This window comes from Kitasatospora acidiphila (assembly GCF_006636205.1).
GTDB classification, from domain to species: domain Bacteria; phylum Actinomycetota; class Actinomycetes; order Streptomycetales; family Streptomycetaceae; genus Kitasatospora; species Kitasatospora acidiphila.
Map to the genome: position 1 here is coordinate 4,363,872 of NZ_VIGB01000003.1, position 14,496 is coordinate 4,378,367.

Below are 14,496 nucleotides of genomic sequence, written 5' to 3' on the forward strand. Positions count from 1 at the left end.
ACATATGATCATCAAGTCGCTTCGTACACCGGATAGTTGACTGGGGATGATCATGAACACCATCGAGCGCGCCCTGGTGCTGGGCCCTGGGGGTCAGGTCGGCACCGCCTGGACGGCCGGCCTGCTGGTCGGCCTGCGCCGGGCGGGCGTGGAACCGGCGGAGGCCGACCTGGTCGTGGCGACCTCGGCCGGTGCGATCGTGGCCGGGATGCTGTGCACCGGGCAGGACTTGGAGCTTTTCGACACGCCCCCGAGCGGGTCCGGGCCGCAGGGGCGGCTGGACGGCAGCCGGCTCGGCGAGGTGTTCGCGGTGCTCGGCACCCCGGGGCAGGAGCCGGGCGAGGCGCGGCGCCGAGTGGGTGCCATCGCGCTCGCCACCGCCGACCCCGAGCTGGAGCAGGCCCTGATCGCCGGGCGCCGCGCGCTGATCGGCACCGACGACTGGCCCGAGCAGCGGCTGCTGATCCCAGCCGTGGCGGCCGAGGACGGCGAACCGGTGGTGTGGGACCGCGACTCCGGTGTGCCGCTGGCCCGTGCGGTCGCGGCCAGCAGTGCGTTCCCGGGCACGGCGCCGCCGGTCACCGTCAACGGCAGGCGGTACCTGGACGGCGCGCTGCGGGCCGGCAGCAACGCGGACCTCGCGGCCGGCGCCCGGCGGCTGGTCGCGATCGAGCCGATGGCCCATCAGTACCCGCAGCGCGCCGCGGAGACCGACACCGAGCTGAGCATCGGGCCCGACGAGGAGTCGGTGCGCGCCTTCGGCGCCAACCCGATGGACCCGGCCGCCCAAGTCCCCGCCTACCGCGCCGGACTTCGCCAGGCCGCTGAGGTCGCCGAACGGGTGCGCGCCGTCTGGGAGTCGGCTCCCCTCACGGACTGACGAAAAAACTTCTCCTCGTTCTGTCACGTTCCCGCGCGGCCCGGGGTCATCCCAGTGAAGCCGCAAGGAACCACCGCACCGAACGAACCGAACGAGGAGAACACCATGTCCACCACCTACACCGTCGTCACCGTCCTGGGCGCCGTCATGGCCGGCTTCTCCGGCGGATCCATCTTCGCCGGCGCCAAGTTCGTCGTCGAGCCGCTCACCCAGTACGGCGTCCCGCGCTCGTGGTGGCCGTTCCTCGGCGCCGCCAAGGTCGCGGGCGCCGTGGGCCTGCTGGTCGGCCTGGCCGTGCCGGTCATCGGCACCCTGGCCGGCATCGGCCTGGTGCTGTACTTCCTCGGCGCCGCCATCACCTGCGCCCGGGCCCGCGCCTACGGCCACATCCCGTTCCCGCTGGTCTACCTGGCCCCCGCGCTCGCCTCGCTGCTGCTGGCCTGACCCCGGTCAGTGGAACCTCAGCGGAACCTCAGTGGAAGCGAGCCACATAGCGGTCCTGCGCGGGCGTCTCCACCGCGTCCGGGGAGTAGTGCTCCCGCACATAGGCCACCGCCTCGCCGTTCGGCACCCCGTCCAGCACGGCGAGGCAGGCCAGCGCCGTCCCGGTCCGTCCCTTCCCTGCCGCGCAGGCCAGCTCGACCCGCTCCTCCCCGAGCCGGTGCCACACCTCGCGCAGGACGGCCGCGACCTCAACGCTGTCGGCCGGCACCCCGAAGTCCGGCCAGCGCAGCCAGTCCGACTCCCACTGGGCGGCAGGCGGCCGGCTGTCCAGCAGGTAGAGCCCGAACGTCGGCAACTGCCCCACCGGCAACGGGTTCAGCAGCCCCCTGCCACGCACCAGCCGCCCCGACGGCAGTCGCAGCAGACCTGCGGTCCCAGGCTCCCAGGTGCTCGTCATCCCGCGAGCATAAACGGCCCCCGGCGTTCAGAGGAGCGCCCTGACCGAATCGGCCGACTCGACAAGCCGATGACGCGGCACGGCGGGCACCGTGAAGCCGACGGAGCGCGCGTGCTCGACGAACTCGGCGGGGAGCTCGACATGGTAGGTCCGCAGATAGGAGCTCAGATCATCGCGCCACACCCACTCGCCGTCCGTGCGGATGTCCTCGCCACCCAGCAGACGCTGGTCGCTCCCCAGCACATCACCGACCACCCCCATGAACGACCGGAGCCGGTGCCCGGCGCCCAGGTACGTCACGAGCTCTTCCTCGCTCCCGGCCGGGCCGCGCCTGGTGAACTCCGCGATGCTGCCGAGCGCGGCCTGCCCGCCCGGTGACCAGAACTCGCGGTAGTGACCGGCGATCTTCATCGATGGTCCTTCGACGCCGCCTGGACGCGGTGGGCGATGAGTTCGTTCAGGCGGATCCAGGCCGGGGAGTAGTCGTTCACATGGGCGGAGAGGAGCGACTGCTCGTCGGCGGAGAGGACCTGACGGGCGGACAGCTCCGCGAGGTCCGCGCCCGCGTCCTGGACCTGCTGGACGAAGCGGGCGGCCATGGCGTCGGCGAGCTGCTCCACGCGGGGGTCGGCCGGGTCCCAGTCGTAGGCCTGGTCGTAGGCGAGGTAGGACTGCCGGTAGTCCGGATCGGTCAGGTCGGCGCGCTTCAGCGCGATCCACTCCAGCGCCTTCTCCGGGTAGTTGGCCGCGAGCATGATCCAGCCGTCCCGCTCCATCGCCAGCCCCCGGTCGCTGACCCCGAGGGCCCGCAGCTCGGCCAGGTAGTCGGCGATCTCGGGCGGGAGGAAGAGCCGCTCGCCGGCCGTGAGCTGGGCGACCCGGCGGCGGCGTTCCTTCAGCTCGCGGATCTGCTGGGCGAGCGCCTTGTCGATCTCCGTGACGGCCGCCGCGAACTGCTCGGGGTCGGCGGCCATCAGCTCCTGCACCCGGGTCAGCGGGACGCCCGCCTCGGCCAGGGTCTTGACGCGGATCAGGTCGATGACCGCCTGCGCGTCGTACCGCCGGTAGCCGGAGGCGTCCCGCTCGGGCTCGGCCAGCAGCCCGCTCTGGTGGTAGTGCCGCACCGCACGCACCGTCACCCCGACGTACTCGGCGAGCCGCTTGATGGTCAGCATCGACAACCCCCTGGACCGGCGGCGCCGGCGTGTGATGAAGGTCATCAGTGTGCCCGACCGCGCTTGAAGGAGGCCACGGCCCAGGTGTAGCCGGCCGCCGCGATCACGACGCACCAGGCCGGCGCGATGACCGCGTTGTGGCCGACCGGGGCGCCGGTCAGCAGGCCGCGGATGGTCTCGATGGCGGGCGTGAAGGGCTGGTACTCGGCGAACTGGCGGACCCCGACCGGCATCGACGACGCCGGGGCGAACGCGCTGCCGATGAAGGGCAGGAAGACGATCAGCATCGGCGCGTTGCTGGCCGCCTCCGGGGTGTCGCAGCCCAGGCCCATCGCCACCGCCAGCCAGGTCAGCGAGACGGTCAGCGCGAGCATCAGACCGGCGGCGGCCAGCCAGTGCGCGAGGTCGGCGTGCGGGCGGAAGCCGAGCGCCACCGAGACGGCGATCACCGAGGCGGTGCTGACCACGGTGGTCAGGACGCTGTTGATGACATGGGCGGCCAGGATGGCGACCCTGGATATCGGCATGGTCCGGAACCGGTCGACGATGCCTTCGGTCATGTCGACGCAGACCGCGACCGCCGTGGCCATGCTGCCCGACGCCACCGCCGTGATGATGATGCCCGGCGCGATGTAGCCGATGTAGCCGCCGCTGTGGGAGCCGGCGAGCCCGGCTCCGAGGGTCTTGCCGAGGACACCGACGAACAGCAGCAGCATGATCACCGGGCCGAAGACCGATCCGATCGTCATGGACGGGTAGCGCAGGGTGTGCCGGAGGTTGCGGCGCAGCAGGGTGAGGGTGTCGGTGACGGTGTGGGTGCTCATCGGGAGTCCTTCGGTGGCTTCAGTGGTGAGGGGTGAGTGGGACCGGGGGTCAGCGGTTGCCGGTCAGGGCCAGGAAGACGTCGTCCAGGTCCGGGGTGTGCACCGAGAGCTCCTGGGCGGCGACGCGGGCGGCGTCCAGCCGGTCGAGCACGGACCGCAGCGACTCCACGCCGCCGTCGCTGGGGATCTGCGCGGTCAGGGCGTCCTCGTCCACGGCGGTCGCCTCCAGGGCCCGGGCCGCCGTGGCCAGCGCGGCCGCGTCGGCAAATCGGAGGGTGATGTGCCCGCCGGGGATGAGCCGCTTGAGCTCGGCCGCCGTGCCCTCGGCGACGATCCGGCCGCCGTCCAGCACCGCGATCCGATCGGCCAGTTGGTCGGCCTCCTCCAGGTACTGCGTGGTGAGGAAGATGGTGACCCGTCGGCGACCAGCTCCCGGACGATCTGCCAGAGGTCGCGGCGGCTGCGCGGGTCCAGGCCGGTGGTCGGCTCGTCCAGGAAGATCACCTTCGGCGACCCGACCAGCGTCATCGCCAGGTCGAGCCGGCGCCGCATGCCACCGGAGTAGGTGGAGATCGGCTTGTCCGCGACGTCGGTGAGCACGAAGCGTTCGAGGAGTTCGGCGGCGCGGCGGCGGCCCGGGCGGCGGCCGAGGTGGTGCAGGTCCGCCATCAGGACCAGGTTCTCCTCGGCGGTGAGCAGGTTGTCCACGGCGGAGAACTGCCCGGTGACCCCGATCGCCGCCCGGACGGCCTCGGGCGCGGCCGCCAGGTCGTGGCCGGCGATCCGGGCCCGGCCGGCGTCGGCGGGGATGAGGGTGGAGAGGATGCGGACGGTGGTGGTCTTGCCCGCGCCGTTGGGGCCCAGGAGGGCGAACACCGTGCCGGCCGGGACGGTGAGGTCGATGCCGTCGAGGACGGTCTTGGGGCCGTAGGACTTGCGGAGACCGGTGGCTGTCAGAGCGGGCTGCGGGGGCTGCGTCGTCGTCATGTCCACATGCTCGAAGGCTGACGCAGGGTCAAGGTCAAGCCCTGACTCGGCGTCAGCCTTCGGGGAGCTTCACCGGCGGTTGCGGGAGGCGTTGGCGACGGTGTGCAGGATGCGGTCGATCGCCAGGTCCGGTCGGTCGGTCGGCAGCGCGTGACCGGTGCCGGAGACGATCTCCACTCGGGCCGATGGCACCAACGAGCCGATGCGGTCCGCGACTTGGCCCGAGTCGTGGAGGGCGCTGCGGGCCCCGAGCAGGAACAGGGACGGCACCTCGCCCAGCCGGCGCAGTTCGTCGTCCGAGAAGACCGGCGGCACCGGGAGGACGCGGCTGAATCCCATCGACGCGCGCATCAGGCTCATCAGTTCGGTCTCCAGGATCGCGCTGTTGCCCACCAGCCGGGCCAGCCGGGGGCGGAGCGGGCGCGGCGCGGCGGAGGCGAGCCCGCCGGCGACCAGCCAGGCGTAGAAGCGGGGGCCGAAGGTGGCGAAGCCGGCGGGGTCGAGGAGGGTGAGGGAGGCGGTCCGCCGGGGTGCTGGATCTGGTGGCCCAGGGCGAGCCAACCGCCGTAGGAGCAGCCGACCAGGTGAGCGGACGTCACCTCCAGTGCGGCCAGCAGCTCTTCCAGCCACGCGGCGCCGTCCCGCCCGTCCGCGATCGGGGCGGTCTGCACGCTCGCGCCCGGTTCGCCGATGGTGTCGACGGCGATCAGCGGGTGCCGCCGGCTCAGCGGATCGATGTATCGGTGCCACATCAGCGAGTTTCCGCCCGACCCGGGCAGCAGCACGACGGGCTCCCCCCGCTGCGGGCCGGTCCGGTAGACGCGGGTGGTGCCGAAGGCGGTCGGGACGTCGACGGCGGTGCGCGGGCCAGGCCACAGCTCTGCCAGCGTCCGCTCGTAGGCGGTGCGGAATCGGTCCTCGGCCTTGGCGTTCTTGAACTGGCTGATTCGCATGATACATCTGTATCACGGCATGATACGGGTGTACCAGGGAGGTATCGCAGTATGACCGCGCGAGTCGAACACGAGGAACGCCGGCGCCAGATCGCCGAAGCGCTGCTACGGATCGCCGACACCCAGGGCCTGCAGTCGGCCAGCATGCGCGCGGTCGCCGCCGAGGCCGGCGTCTCGCTCCGGCTGGTGCAGTACTACTTCACGACCAAGGAAGGCCTGCTCCTCGACGCCCTGGAGCGCCTCGGCGCCCAACTCCAGGCCCGCATGGCCCAGTGGATCACCGCGGCCGGCACCCCGCCCACCCCGCGCGGCAACGTGACGGCGGTGCTGTCCTGCATCCTGCCCACGGACGCCGAGAGCCGCCGGATCGCCAGGACCTACGCCGCTTACTACGCACTGGTGTTGAACGATCCCGAGGTGCTCGCCAAGCACGGCGCCGCCCAGCCCGACCTGCTGGAGGGGTTCCTCACCAAGCAGATCCGCGCGGCCCAGGAAGCCGGGGAGGTCGACGCGGCGAGGAACCCCGAGATGACGGCCGCCGGACTGCTGGCGATGGTCAACGGGCTGGGCTCAAGTGTGCTGGGGGGCCAGCGGGACGGGGAGGCGGCGCTGGCGATCCTGCGGCACCACCTGGAGGAGCTGTTCGAGGGCTGACCTTGATGGGAAGTCAGCCCTCTCGCGCACGAGGGGTTCAGGCCACGAGGAGGCGCAGTCCGAGGTCTGCCGCGTCGCGGCCGACCAGCTCGGCGTTGCGTTCGGCCCACCGGCCCGAGGCAAGGTCCTCGCGGAGCCTGCCGACCGCCCGCTGCTCGACCTTGGGCCCGACCCTGGTCCACACCGACATCGCGCGGCGCACGGGTTCGTCCAGGTACGCCTCGGGCCGGCGCCAGTAGGCCTCGAAGAAGCCGTCGGCGCAGTCCCACGGGATGGGCACCGGCTCAGCGCGGGCGCCGATCGCGTCGGCCATGCCGGCGAGCGAGGGGAATTCTGCGAGGACGGCGGCGAACTCGGGCAGGTAGTCGCGGGTGAGCCAGAACCGGTCCTGCCAGCCGGGCTCGTCGGTGTCGAACGTGAGCACCACCACGCGGCGGGCCACGCGCCGCATCTCGCGCAGCCCCGCTATCGGGTCCCCCAGTGGTGAACGGTGGAGACGGCCATCGCGACGTCGAAGGACTGGTCCTCGAACGGCAGGCTCTCCGCGGCGGCGGCCACGCACGGCGCCGAGCCGGCAGCCCGCTGCCCCGCATGACCGCCGATGGCTCCACCGCGGTCACGTTGCGGTCGGCAGGCTCGTAGGAGCCGGTGCCGGCCCCGACGTTCAGCACCGTCCGCGCGTCCCCGAGCGCGTCCCAGATCTGCGCGGCGATCCGCGGCTCGGTGCGCCGCGTCGCCGGGTAGGCGGATCCGATGGCCTCGTACAACTGCGCGCCGAACACTTTGAGTTGCTCCTCCGGTGTCGTCCTGATCCCCATGGCCCGTGCCTCCAGTTCCCTGTCGATCGCCGCCACCATGGCGGCAGCGCGGTCGCGCTGTTCCAGCAGCAGGCCGCGCAGCCGGTGCAGGTGCGCGACCGCGTCCGTCGTCGGGTCGTCCACCAGATCCGCGATCTCGCGCAACCCGAAGCCCAGCCGCCGGTAGGCGAGCACCTCCCGCAGTCGCTCCACGTCAACCGCCGAGTAGGTCCGGTACCCGATCGCCGTCCGCGCGGACGGCTGCACGAGGCCGATCTCGTCATAGTGATGCAGCGTGCGAACGCTCACGCCGGCCAGCTCGGCCACACGTCCTACGGTCAGGTGCTCTTCCACGCCGTTGACAATGCCGCATCACGCCGCGTGAGGGTCAAGCGCTGCGCTCCTGATCCGGGTAAACCGCTGTGGCAGCGCCACGAGCCCGGCCAAGATAGGTCGATGGAGCAGAACGCGCAGGTGCGTCGACTCGACCTCGGGTACTTCGTTCGGCCGGCCGGTGAGACGGGCGGCCCGGAACCACGGGTGGAGCCGGTGCTCGGGTATCTGGTGCGGCGTGTGGAGGGGCTGATCCTCTTCGACACCGGGATGGGCGCCGCGGATGCCGAGACCGAGGCGCACTACCGGCCGAGGCGGCGGCCGTTGGAGGCTGCGCTCGCGGGGGCGGGGTCACGGTGGCCGACGTCGACGTGGTGGTGAACTGCCATCTGCACTTCGACCACTGCGGAGGCAACCCGCTGCTGGGCGGCAAGCCGGTCCTGGTGCAGCGCGGCGAACTGGCCGAGGCCCGGCGGGGGGAGTACACGTTCGAGGAGCTGGTGGACTTCCCGGGCGTGGTCTACGAGGAGCTCGGCGGGGAGGCCGAGGTCTGGCCCGGAGTGTGGGTCATCCCGACTCCCGGGCACACGGACGGGCATCAGTCGCTGGTGGTGCGGCAAGGGGACGGGACGGTGGTGCTGGCCGGCCAGGCGCACGACTTCGCCTCGGAGTTCGGGGCGGCCGAGCTCGCGCGGCGGGCGGCGCTGGAGGGGGTGGCGCAGCCACTGCCGAGCCATCGGAGGTGGATCGACCGGCTGATGGAGTTCGATCCGCGGCGGGTGCTGTTCGCACATGACTGCTCGGTGTGGGAGCCGTCGTGAGGCGGGTGCGGCCTCGGGCGCGGGAAGTCGGCTGGGTCGACTTCTGCGTCAGGCCCCGGAGTTGGGGCCGGCCAGCAGCCGGTGCCAGCGCGGCTGCTCGGTCGCCACGCAGGCCAGTGCCAGCAGGGTGACCGGCACCGCCGCCCAGGCGGGCCAGAGCAGCCATGCGCCCGCCACCGCCGCGCTCAGCTCCATCAGGACCAGGCCGATGGTGCCCCAACCCGGGATCGGCACCGGGACGTTCTGCTTGCCGTTGTCCCGGGGGTGGCCAGCACCGCCGGGAGGCCGATCAGCACCAGCAGGGCCAGCGGGGCCAGCCAGAGCGAGATGCGGCCCAGCGCCCAGGGCAGCGCCACCCAGGCGACCAACTCGGCGAGGACCCGCAGGACATCGGGGAGGGGTAGCTGCGCCTGCTGCTCATGGGCGGCACTCTTCCATGCCTCACGGATCATCAGAAGTCCCGAGCACATGAATATCTGACGGTCTATGGACAGATAGTCTTCGCGCAGATAGTCTCTTCTCAGAGCAAACGGAACGGCACCGACCGACACGAGGAGCGAACCGCCATGTGGAGCTACGAGAACAGCATCGACACCACCGCCACCCCCGCCGCCGTCTTCCGCCTCTGGGCCGACGTGCTCAACTGGCCGGTCTGGAACACGGACATCGAGGCCATCGCGCTGGACGGCCCGTTCGCCGACGGCAGCGTGATCACCATGACCCGGCGGCCAGGAGCCCGTGCGGCTGGAGATCGCCGAGGTCGAGGCCGACCGCCGGTTCGTGGACGAGGCCCGGTTCGGGGGCGTGGTGCTGCGGACCACGCACCTGGCGGACCAGCTCGCCGAGGGCGGCTCCCGGGTGACCTACCGGATGGAGATGACCGGCGAGGGCGCGGACGAGCTCGGGGCGCAGATCGGCCCGCGATCACCGGCGACTGGCCGGAGACCATGGCCGCCCTGGTCAAGCTGGCCGAGCAGGCGAACGCCGAGACGGCAGCCGCCTGATGGCCGAGCCCGGCCCCGGCGACAGCCCCGGCTTCCTGCTCTGGCACACCACCCTGCGCTGGCAGCGCGAGATCGCCGCCGCACTCGCGCCGCTGGAGCTCACCCATGTCCAGTTCGTCCTGCTCGCCTGCACCTGGTGGCTCAACTCCCAGGGCCGGCAGCCCAATCAGCTCGCCCTGGCGACTCAGGCCGGCACCGACGTGAAGATGACCTCGCAAGTGCTCCGGGCGCTGGAGACCAAGGGCCTGGTGCGCCGGGAGACCGACCCGCCGACACCCGCGCCAAGCTCCTGCAGATCACCGAGGCGGGCGCCGACCTCGCGCCGCGCGCCATGGCGGCCGTCGAGGAGGTGGACAGCCGCTTCTTCGCCCCCGTTCCCCGCGCCGACACCCTCGCCCTGCTCCGCCGCCTGGCCCACCCCGAGGCGTGAGCGGTGGCGGCGACGCGGGAGCGCCGCTCCGCGGTCGGCGTGCGACGAGGGTGACCCTGGCGGGGCAACGACATGCGCCCCCGGCAGGCGAGCGCTTTCAGCTCACCCCAACTCCCGCACCACCCGGGCCGGGTTGCCCACGGCCAGCACCCCGGCCGGGAGGTCGCGGGTGACCACGGACCCCGCGCCGACGACGGTGTCGGGGCCGATGGTGACGCCCGGGCAGACGATGACCCCACCGCCGAGCCAGACGTTGTCGCCGATGGTCACCGGGAGGGCGCGCTCCCAGCCGGCGCGGCGGCGGGCGGGGTCCAGCTCGTGGGTGGGGTGAGGAGTTGGACGTTGGGGCCGATCTGGACGTCGGCGCCGAGGGTGATCGGGGCGGCGTCGAGGAAGACGGCGCCGAAGTTGACGAACGTGCGGTCGCCGATGCTGACGTGGTAGCCGAAGTCGCAGCGGAACGGCGGGCGGATCCCGACGTCGGCGCCGAGTGAGCCGAGCAGTTCGGCCAGGATCCGGCGGCGCTCCCCGGGGGCGGTTCCGCGTTGAAGGCCGCGCAGAGCTCGGCCCGGCGCCGGGTGTCGGCGGCCAGCTCCTCGTCGTCGGGGACGTACCAGTCGCCGGCCAGCATGCGTTCCTTGTTGACTCCCACAAGCCTCCTAACGAGCCGTCAGCTCCCGGCGGTTCCGCCCGCCCGGAGCCGCTCCATCACCTCGCCGTCCTCCCGCCACCCCATGGTGACGCTCTCCGCGACCCGGCGGGCCAGCCCCTCCAGCACCGGCATCCGGGGCTCGGGGCGCAGCGGCAGCGGTGCCCAGCGGGCCCAGTGGCGGCCGCGCTGCTCGCGCCCGAAGTGCGCGGAGACGGCGTCCCGCATCCGGTCGTCCTCGCAGTAGAACCCGACGAACGGCGCGCACTCGCCGTCGGACCCGCCCTCGACCCTCCGCTGGCCCAGCCCGAACCCGCAGCGGGGCTGCCCGGGCGCCAGCCACTCGCGGCGGCCCAGGACCACCGCCACCTCAGGACCGTCGAAGGCCTGGTACTCGATCCAGGCCGCCTCCAGGCCGTCGCCCAGCCGGGGTGCCAGGTCGGCGAGCGCCGCGTGGGTGCGGTCTGGCAGGCCGGCCAGCAGCTCCCGGGCCGCCTGCCGGGCGGCCGCCATCTCGGGGCCGTGGGTGAGCCAGAAGCGGGCAGCGGCGTCGTTCACGGGACTCATGCCGAGCAGATCCTCCAGGACGTTGAGGTAGTCGCGCGCCAGGGCGCGGCCCCGCTCCTCGTGGGTGCCGCCGCGGGCCGGAGTCTGGAGCGCGGCGGCGAGGTCCCGGGAGAGCTGGAGCAGCGAGACCGGGTGGTAGGCGGCGGACGGCCCGGGGCGGCCGCTCGGGGTCAGGTGGACGAGCACCGGGTCAGCGGAGCAGCCGAGTGCGGCGGGCCGGCCCTCGGCGGCCCGGATCCGCAGCTCCACCAGCAGCGTGAAGCGCGGGCTGCTCACCAGCAACGGGCCGCCCGCCCGGACCGTCGCCCCGGCCTCGGCCAGTGCGGCGGTGTCGGCCGCGAGGTCCGGTCGCCGGGCGCGGCGCAGCAGGGCGGCGAGCAGGGTGCTGCCCAGGCCGTGGCTGCCGTGCGGGTCGAGCAGGAAGGCGAGGTAGCGCTGGTGCGCGGCCTCCAGGCCGCCGTGGCCGAGCACCGCGAGGGCGGTGGAGGGTCCGTGCGGCCAGCGTCCGCCGGCCCGCAGCGCGGCCAGCTCGGCGGTCCGCCGCTCCCAGGCGGCCGCACCCGTCGCCGCCGTGTCCGCTCCCACCCCGGTCATGCCGCCGACTCTACGCCCCGGGCGGCGGACGTGATCAACTGCGTCGAGCGCCTGAGGCCAGTACGTGAGACCTGACGAACCGTCGACTGCCGGGCCAGGAGGCCGATATGACGTCCCGCGTCCGCAGCATCGCCTTCGACTGCCACGACCCTCCCCCAGCCTTCGGCCGGGGGGAGAGTTCTGCGTGGAGCGCAGCTCGATCGAGCGCGCGGCCGCCCGGCAGTGAGCGTCCGGGGTGCCCGGTGGGCGGGCACCCCGGACCCGGATCAGAGCTCGGCGCGGAAGGCCTGCGCCACCGACAGGAAGATGTCGTTGGCGGCCGTCTCGCCGATGGTGACGCGCACCCCCTCGCCGGGGAACGGCCGGACGATCACACCGGCCGCCGCGGCCGCCGCCGCGAAGTCCATGGTGCGGTCGCCGAGGCGCAGCCAGACGAAGTTGGCCTGCGACTCGGCGAGCTCCCAGCCCTGCTCGGCCAGCGCGGCGGCGACCCGGGTGCGCTCCTCGACCAGCGCCGCCACCCGGACCAGCAGCGCGTCCTCGGCGTGCAGCGAGGCGACCGCCGCGTCCTGGGCGAGCTGGCTGACGCCGAACGGGACGGCGGTCTTGCGCAGCGCGGTGGCCACCGGCTCGTGGGCGATCGCGAAGCCGACCCGCAGGCCGGCCAGGCCGTAGGCCTTGGAGAAGGTGCGCAGCACGCAGACGTTCGGGCGGTCGCGGTAGAGCCCGATGCCGTCCGGCACCTGCTCGTCGCGCAGGAACTCGCGGTAGGCCTCGTCGACCACGACCAGGATGTCGCTCGGCACGGCGTCCATGAACCGCTCCAGCTCGGCGCGGCGGATGGCGACGCCGGTCGGGTTGTTCGGGTTGCAGACGAAGATCAGCCGGGTGTGCGGGGTGATCGCGGCCAGCATCGCGTCCAGGTCGTGCGCCTCGTCGGCGGTGAGCGGCACCTGGACCGGGGTGGCGCCGGCGACCTGGGTGATGATCGGGTAGGCCTCGAAGGAGCGCCAGGCGAAGATCACCTCGTCGCCCGGGCCGGCGGTGGACAGCACCAGCGACTGGGCCACCGAGACCGAGCCGGTGCCGAGCGCGATGTGCTCGGCGGGCACGTCGAACCGCTTGGCCAGCTCCTCGGTGAGCTCGGTGGCGGCCATGTCCGGGTAGCGGTTGATGGCACCGGCGGCAGCGACCGCGGCCTCCAGGACGCCGGGCAGCGGCTCGTAGGGGTTCTCGTTGGAGGAGAGCTTGAACGCGTCAGCACCGGCCGGCTTGCCGGGCTTGTAGCTGGGAATGCCGTCGAGGCTCGGCCTCAGGCGCGGGCCCTGGTCTGCCGTACCGCTCACGATGGTGCTCCTTCACTCTCTGGGAACGCCCGGTAGGGCGTGCACCAGGGCTGCGTGCGCGCCCCGGCGCTCGTTTGCGCGCCGGTCGCACACGCGGCGTTCGGTCCCCGGTCGGGTGCTCAGAACGATACCGAGCACGCTCACCCATCAGAGTGAGATGTCCGGCCGGAACACCGACCCAGATCAGCCATTGTCGCTCGTTCCAATGGCACATGTCAGAGGTATTCGGCCTAAATCAGACCATCGATCCAAGGGGTCGAATGCGTCGACAGCGAGGAGAAACGGTTCTTCCGAGGCCGCGGCACAGGTGGTTCAACCAATGCCTGACGCACCATACGATCGGTGGCGCCATGACAGCAGCAGCCAACCAGAGCGGTCGGCGGGCCACCACCTCACGACGTCTGGAACGGGCCGGCATCCGGGATGTGGCAGCAGCCGCCGGAGTGTCGATCACCACCGTCTCCGACGCGCTGAACGGGAAGGGCCGCCTGCCCGACGAAACCCGCAGCCGGGTGCGCGAGGTCGCCGAGCGCCTCGGCTACCGCCCGTCCGCCGCCGCCCGGACGCTGCGCACCGGCCGCTCCGGGCTGATCGGACTGACCGTCACCACCTACGGCGAGGAGCCGTTCACCTTCACCGAGTTCGCCTACTTCGCCGAGATGGCCAGGGCCGCCACCAGCGCCGCGCTCGGCCGCGGCTACGCCCTGGTGGTGCTGCCCGCCTCCTCCCGGCACGACGTGTGGAGCAACGTGGCGCTGGACGGCACCGTGGTGATCGACCCGGCCGACCAGGACCCGCTGGTCAGCGAGCTCTACCGGTCCGGCGTGCCGGTGGTGAGCGACGGCAAGCCGGGCAACTGCCCGGTCACCGCCTGGGTGGACAACGACCACGAGGCCGCCGTGCTGGAGATCCTGGACCACCTCAGCGAGGCCGGCGCCCGCCGGATCGGCCTGCTCACCGGCACCAGCACCGACACCTACACCCGACTCAGTACCGAGGCCTATCTGGCGTGGTGCGCCCACGTCGGCCAGGAGCCGGTCTACGAGGCCTACCCGGCGCACGACCCGGCCGCCGGGGCGGTGGCGGCCGACCGGCTGCTGGCCCGCCCGGACCGGCCGGACGCGGTCTACGGCCTGTTCGACCCGAACGGCACCGACCTGCTGGCCGCCGCCCGCCGCTACGGCCTGCGGGTGCCGGACGACCTGCTGCTGGTCTGCTGCAGCGAGAGCGACGTCTACGCGGGCACCGAGCCGCCGATCACCACCCTCTCGCTCAAGCCGCGCCGGATCGGCACCACCGTGGTCAACCTGTTGATCGACGCGATCGAGGGGGTCGACTCCGGTACCGGAGTGGACGTCTCCCGGCTCTTCCAGCCCCGCTACCGGACCGCCGGCAGCGGTCCGCCACCGGGCACGCTGATGCCGACCGAGCTGATCGTGCGGGCCTCCTCGCAGCGCCGCAGCCCCCGAACCACCATCAGCGCTCCGCGCGCCCCGGGCGAGGTCTGACACCGCGCGGGGCCGTTCGCAGAGATTCCCCCTAAATCGATTGGATGGCCACCGGGTGAGGACGACGGGAGAG

15 protein-coding genes and 5 pseudogenes are annotated in these 14,496 nt (G+C 72.6%); 7 read left to right on the top strand and 13 right to left on the bottom strand.

What is annotated here, in order from left to right; genetic code table 11:
• Positions 1-52 precede the first annotated feature (52 nt).
• Together E6W39_RS20520 and E6W39_RS20525 are read left to right on the top strand one after the other, a co-directional pair.
• Positions 53-880: a patatin-like phospholipase family protein gene (locus tag E6W39_RS20520; RefSeq protein WP_181799370.1), complete on the top strand. Its 828-nt coding sequence runs from the start codon at positions 53-55 to the stop codon at positions 878-880.
• A gap of 105 nt (positions 881-985) precedes the next feature.
• Positions 986-1,324 (top strand): DoxX family protein, encoded by a 339-nt coding sequence (locus E6W39_RS20525; RefSeq protein WP_141634766.1) that lies wholly within the window; start codon positions 986-988, stop codon positions 1,322-1,324.
• A 28-nt stretch (positions 1,325-1,352) separates the two neighbouring features.
• Here the strand turns inward: E6W39_RS20525 and E6W39_RS20530 are convergent, their stop codons facing one another.
• The 7 genes and pseudogenes from E6W39_RS20530 to E6W39_RS20555 form a co-directional block, all read right to left on the bottom strand.
• On the bottom strand, positions 1,353-1,781 hold the full coding sequence (locus E6W39_RS20530) for a protein-tyrosine phosphatase family protein (RefSeq protein ID WP_141634767.1): 429 nt from the start codon (positions 1,779-1,781) through the stop codon (positions 1,353-1,355).
• 27 nt (positions 1,782-1,808) lie between these two features.
• A complete protein-coding gene (locus E6W39_RS20535; RefSeq protein WP_141634768.1) occupies positions 1,809-2,192 on the bottom strand; it encodes a hypothetical protein in 384 nt (127 codons plus the stop codon).
• Positions 2,189-2,956, bottom strand: coding sequence for a MerR family transcriptional regulator (locus E6W39_RS20540; RefSeq protein WP_141634769.1), 768 nt, complete (start codon positions 2,954-2,956; stop codon positions 2,189-2,191). Before E6W39_RS20540 ends, E6W39_RS20535 begins: the two co-directional genes overlap by 4 nt.
• Positions 2,957-3,000: 44 nt before the next feature.
• Positions 3,001-3,780 (bottom strand): ABC transporter permease, encoded by a 780-nt coding sequence (locus E6W39_RS20545; protein WP_141634770.1) that lies wholly within the window; start codon positions 3,778-3,780, stop codon positions 3,001-3,003.
• A gap of 49 nt (positions 3,781-3,829) precedes the next feature.
• Positions 3,830-4,767: pseudogene (locus E6W39_RS20550) on the bottom strand (ATP-binding cassette domain-containing protein).
• Between the two features lie 69 nt (positions 4,768-4,836).
• Entirely contained in the window at positions 4,837-5,127 is a 291-nt protein-coding gene (locus E6W39_RS41795) for an alpha/beta fold hydrolase (protein ID WP_228718249.1), read from the bottom strand.
• On the bottom strand, positions 5,127-5,720 hold the full coding sequence (locus E6W39_RS20555; RefSeq protein WP_228718250.1) for an alpha/beta fold hydrolase: 594 nt from the start codon (positions 5,718-5,720) through the stop codon (positions 5,127-5,129). Before E6W39_RS20555 ends, E6W39_RS41795 begins: the two co-directional genes overlap by 1 nt.
• A 51-nt stretch (positions 5,721-5,771) precedes the next feature.
• On the opposite strand from E6W39_RS20555, the gene E6W39_RS20560 reads away from it, so the two are divergent.
• Entirely contained in the window at positions 5,772-6,374 is a 603-nt protein-coding gene (locus E6W39_RS20560; protein ID WP_141634771.1) for a TetR/AcrR family transcriptional regulator, read from the top strand.
• A gap of 37 nt (positions 6,375-6,411) precedes the next feature.
• On the opposite strand, the pseudogene E6W39_RS20565 reads toward E6W39_RS20560, so the two are convergent.
• A pseudogene (locus E6W39_RS20565) lies at positions 6,412-7,498 on the bottom strand (MerR family transcriptional regulator).
• A gap of 129 nt (positions 7,499-7,627) precedes the next feature.
• Between E6W39_RS20565 and E6W39_RS20570 the strand changes: the two are divergent.
• Positions 7,628-8,325, top strand: a pseudogene (locus E6W39_RS20570) (MBL fold metallo-hydrolase).
• A gap of 48 nt (positions 8,326-8,373) precedes the next feature.
• Here the strand turns inward: E6W39_RS20570 and E6W39_RS41800 are convergent.
• The gene (locus tag E6W39_RS41800; protein ID WP_228718251.1) at positions 8,374-8,559 is read right to left on the bottom strand and encodes a hypothetical protein; all 186 of its coding nucleotides are present in this window, start codon (positions 8,557-8,559) and stop codon (positions 8,374-8,376) included.
• Positions 8,520-8,777, bottom strand: a complete 258-nt coding sequence (locus E6W39_RS41805) for a hypothetical protein (RefSeq protein WP_228718252.1) — start codon at positions 8,775-8,777, stop codon at positions 8,520-8,522. Before E6W39_RS41805 ends, E6W39_RS41800 begins: the two co-directional genes overlap by 40 nt.
• A 114-nt stretch (positions 8,778-8,891) precedes the next feature.
• Here E6W39_RS41805 and E6W39_RS20580 point away from each other — a divergent pair, with 114 nt between their 5' ends.
• Both E6W39_RS20580 and E6W39_RS41810 read left to right on the top strand, forming a co-directional pair.
• Positions 8,892-9,329 (top strand): SRPBCC family protein, encoded by a 438-nt coding sequence (locus tag E6W39_RS20580; RefSeq protein ID WP_228718253.1) that lies wholly within the window; start codon positions 8,892-8,894, stop codon positions 9,327-9,329.
• A pseudogene (locus E6W39_RS41810) lies at positions 9,329-9,538 on the top strand (MarR family transcriptional regulator); the annotation flags it as partial. The gene E6W39_RS20580 and the pseudogene E6W39_RS41810, both read left to right, overlap by 1 nt.
• A gap of 323 nt (positions 9,539-9,861) precedes the next feature.
• Here E6W39_RS41810 and E6W39_RS43590 read toward each other — a convergent pair.
• The 3 genes and pseudogenes from E6W39_RS43590 to hisC all read right to left on the bottom strand — a co-directional run bounded on the left by E6W39_RS43590 (position 9,862) and on the right by hisC (position 12,915).
• Positions 9,862-10,411: pseudogene (locus E6W39_RS43590) on the bottom strand (sugar O-acetyltransferase).
• Between the two features lie 18 nt (positions 10,412-10,429).
• Positions 10,430-11,569 carry a hypothetical protein gene (locus E6W39_RS20595; protein ID WP_141634772.1) on the bottom strand — a complete coding sequence of 380 codons (1,140 nt, stop codon included), beginning with the start codon at positions 11,567-11,569 and terminating at the stop codon, positions 10,430-10,432.
• Positions 11,570-11,835: 266 nt separating this feature from the next.
• On the bottom strand, positions 11,836-12,915 hold the full coding sequence (gene hisC / locus E6W39_RS20600; RefSeq protein WP_141634773.1) for a histidinol-phosphate transaminase: 1,080 nt from the start codon (positions 12,913-12,915) through the stop codon (positions 11,836-11,838).
• 350 nt (positions 12,916-13,265) lie between these two features.
• Between hisC and E6W39_RS20605 the strand changes: the two genes are divergently transcribed.
• Positions 13,266-14,423, top strand: coding sequence for a LacI family DNA-binding transcriptional regulator (locus tag E6W39_RS20605; protein WP_141634774.1), 1,158 nt, complete (start codon positions 13,266-13,268; stop codon positions 14,421-14,423).
• Positions 14,424-14,496: the final 73 nt, after the last annotated feature.

Bases quoted from the DNA above. Each gene is read 5' to 3' on its own strand.
- E6W39_RS20545 (WP_141634770.1), bottom strand. From the start codon at position 3,780: ATGAGCACCCACACCGTCACCGACACCCTCACCCTGCTGCGCCGCAAC.
- E6W39_RS20560 (WP_141634771.1), top strand. From the start codon at position 5,772: ATGACCGCGCGAGTCGAACACGAGGAACGCCGGCGCCAGATCGCCGAA.
- E6W39_RS41795 (WP_228718249.1), bottom strand. From the start codon at position 5,127: ATGAGCCTGATGCGCGCGTCGATGGGATTCAGCCGCGTCCTCCCGGTG.
- E6W39_RS20540 (WP_141634769.1), bottom strand. From the start codon at position 2,956: ATGCTGACCATCAAGCGGCTCGCCGAGTACGTCGGGGTGACGGTGCGT.
- E6W39_RS20535 (WP_141634768.1), bottom strand. From the start codon at position 2,192: ATGAAGATCGCCGGTCACTACCGCGAGTTCTGGTCACCGGGCGGGCAG.
- E6W39_RS20525 (WP_141634766.1), top strand. From the start codon at position 986: ATGTCCACCACCTACACCGTCGTCACCGTCCTGGGCGCCGTCATGGCC.
- E6W39_RS41805 (WP_228718252.1), bottom strand. From the start codon at position 8,777: ATGATCCGTGAGGCATGGAAGAGTGCCGCCCATGAGCAGCAGGCGCAG.
- E6W39_RS20580 (WP_228718253.1), top strand. From the start codon at position 8,892: ATGTGGAGCTACGAGAACAGCATCGACACCACCGCCACCCCCGCCGCC.
- E6W39_RS20520 (WP_181799370.1), top strand. From the start codon at position 53: ATGAACACCATCGAGCGCGCCCTGGTGCTGGGCCCTGGGGGTCAGGTC.
- E6W39_RS20595 (WP_141634772.1), bottom strand. From the start codon at position 11,569: ATGACCGGGGTGGGAGCGGACACGGCGGCGACGGGTGCGGCCGCCTGG.
- E6W39_RS20605 (WP_141634774.1), top strand. From the start codon at position 13,266: ATGACAGCAGCAGCCAACCAGAGCGGTCGGCGGGCCACCACCTCACGA.
- E6W39_RS20555 (WP_228718250.1), bottom strand. From the start codon at position 5,720: ATGCGAATCAGCCAGTTCAAGAACGCCAAGGCCGAGGACCGATTCCGC.
- E6W39_RS20530 (WP_141634767.1), bottom strand. From the start codon at position 1,781: ATGACGAGCACCTGGGAGCCTGGGACCGCAGGTCTGCTGCGACTGCCG.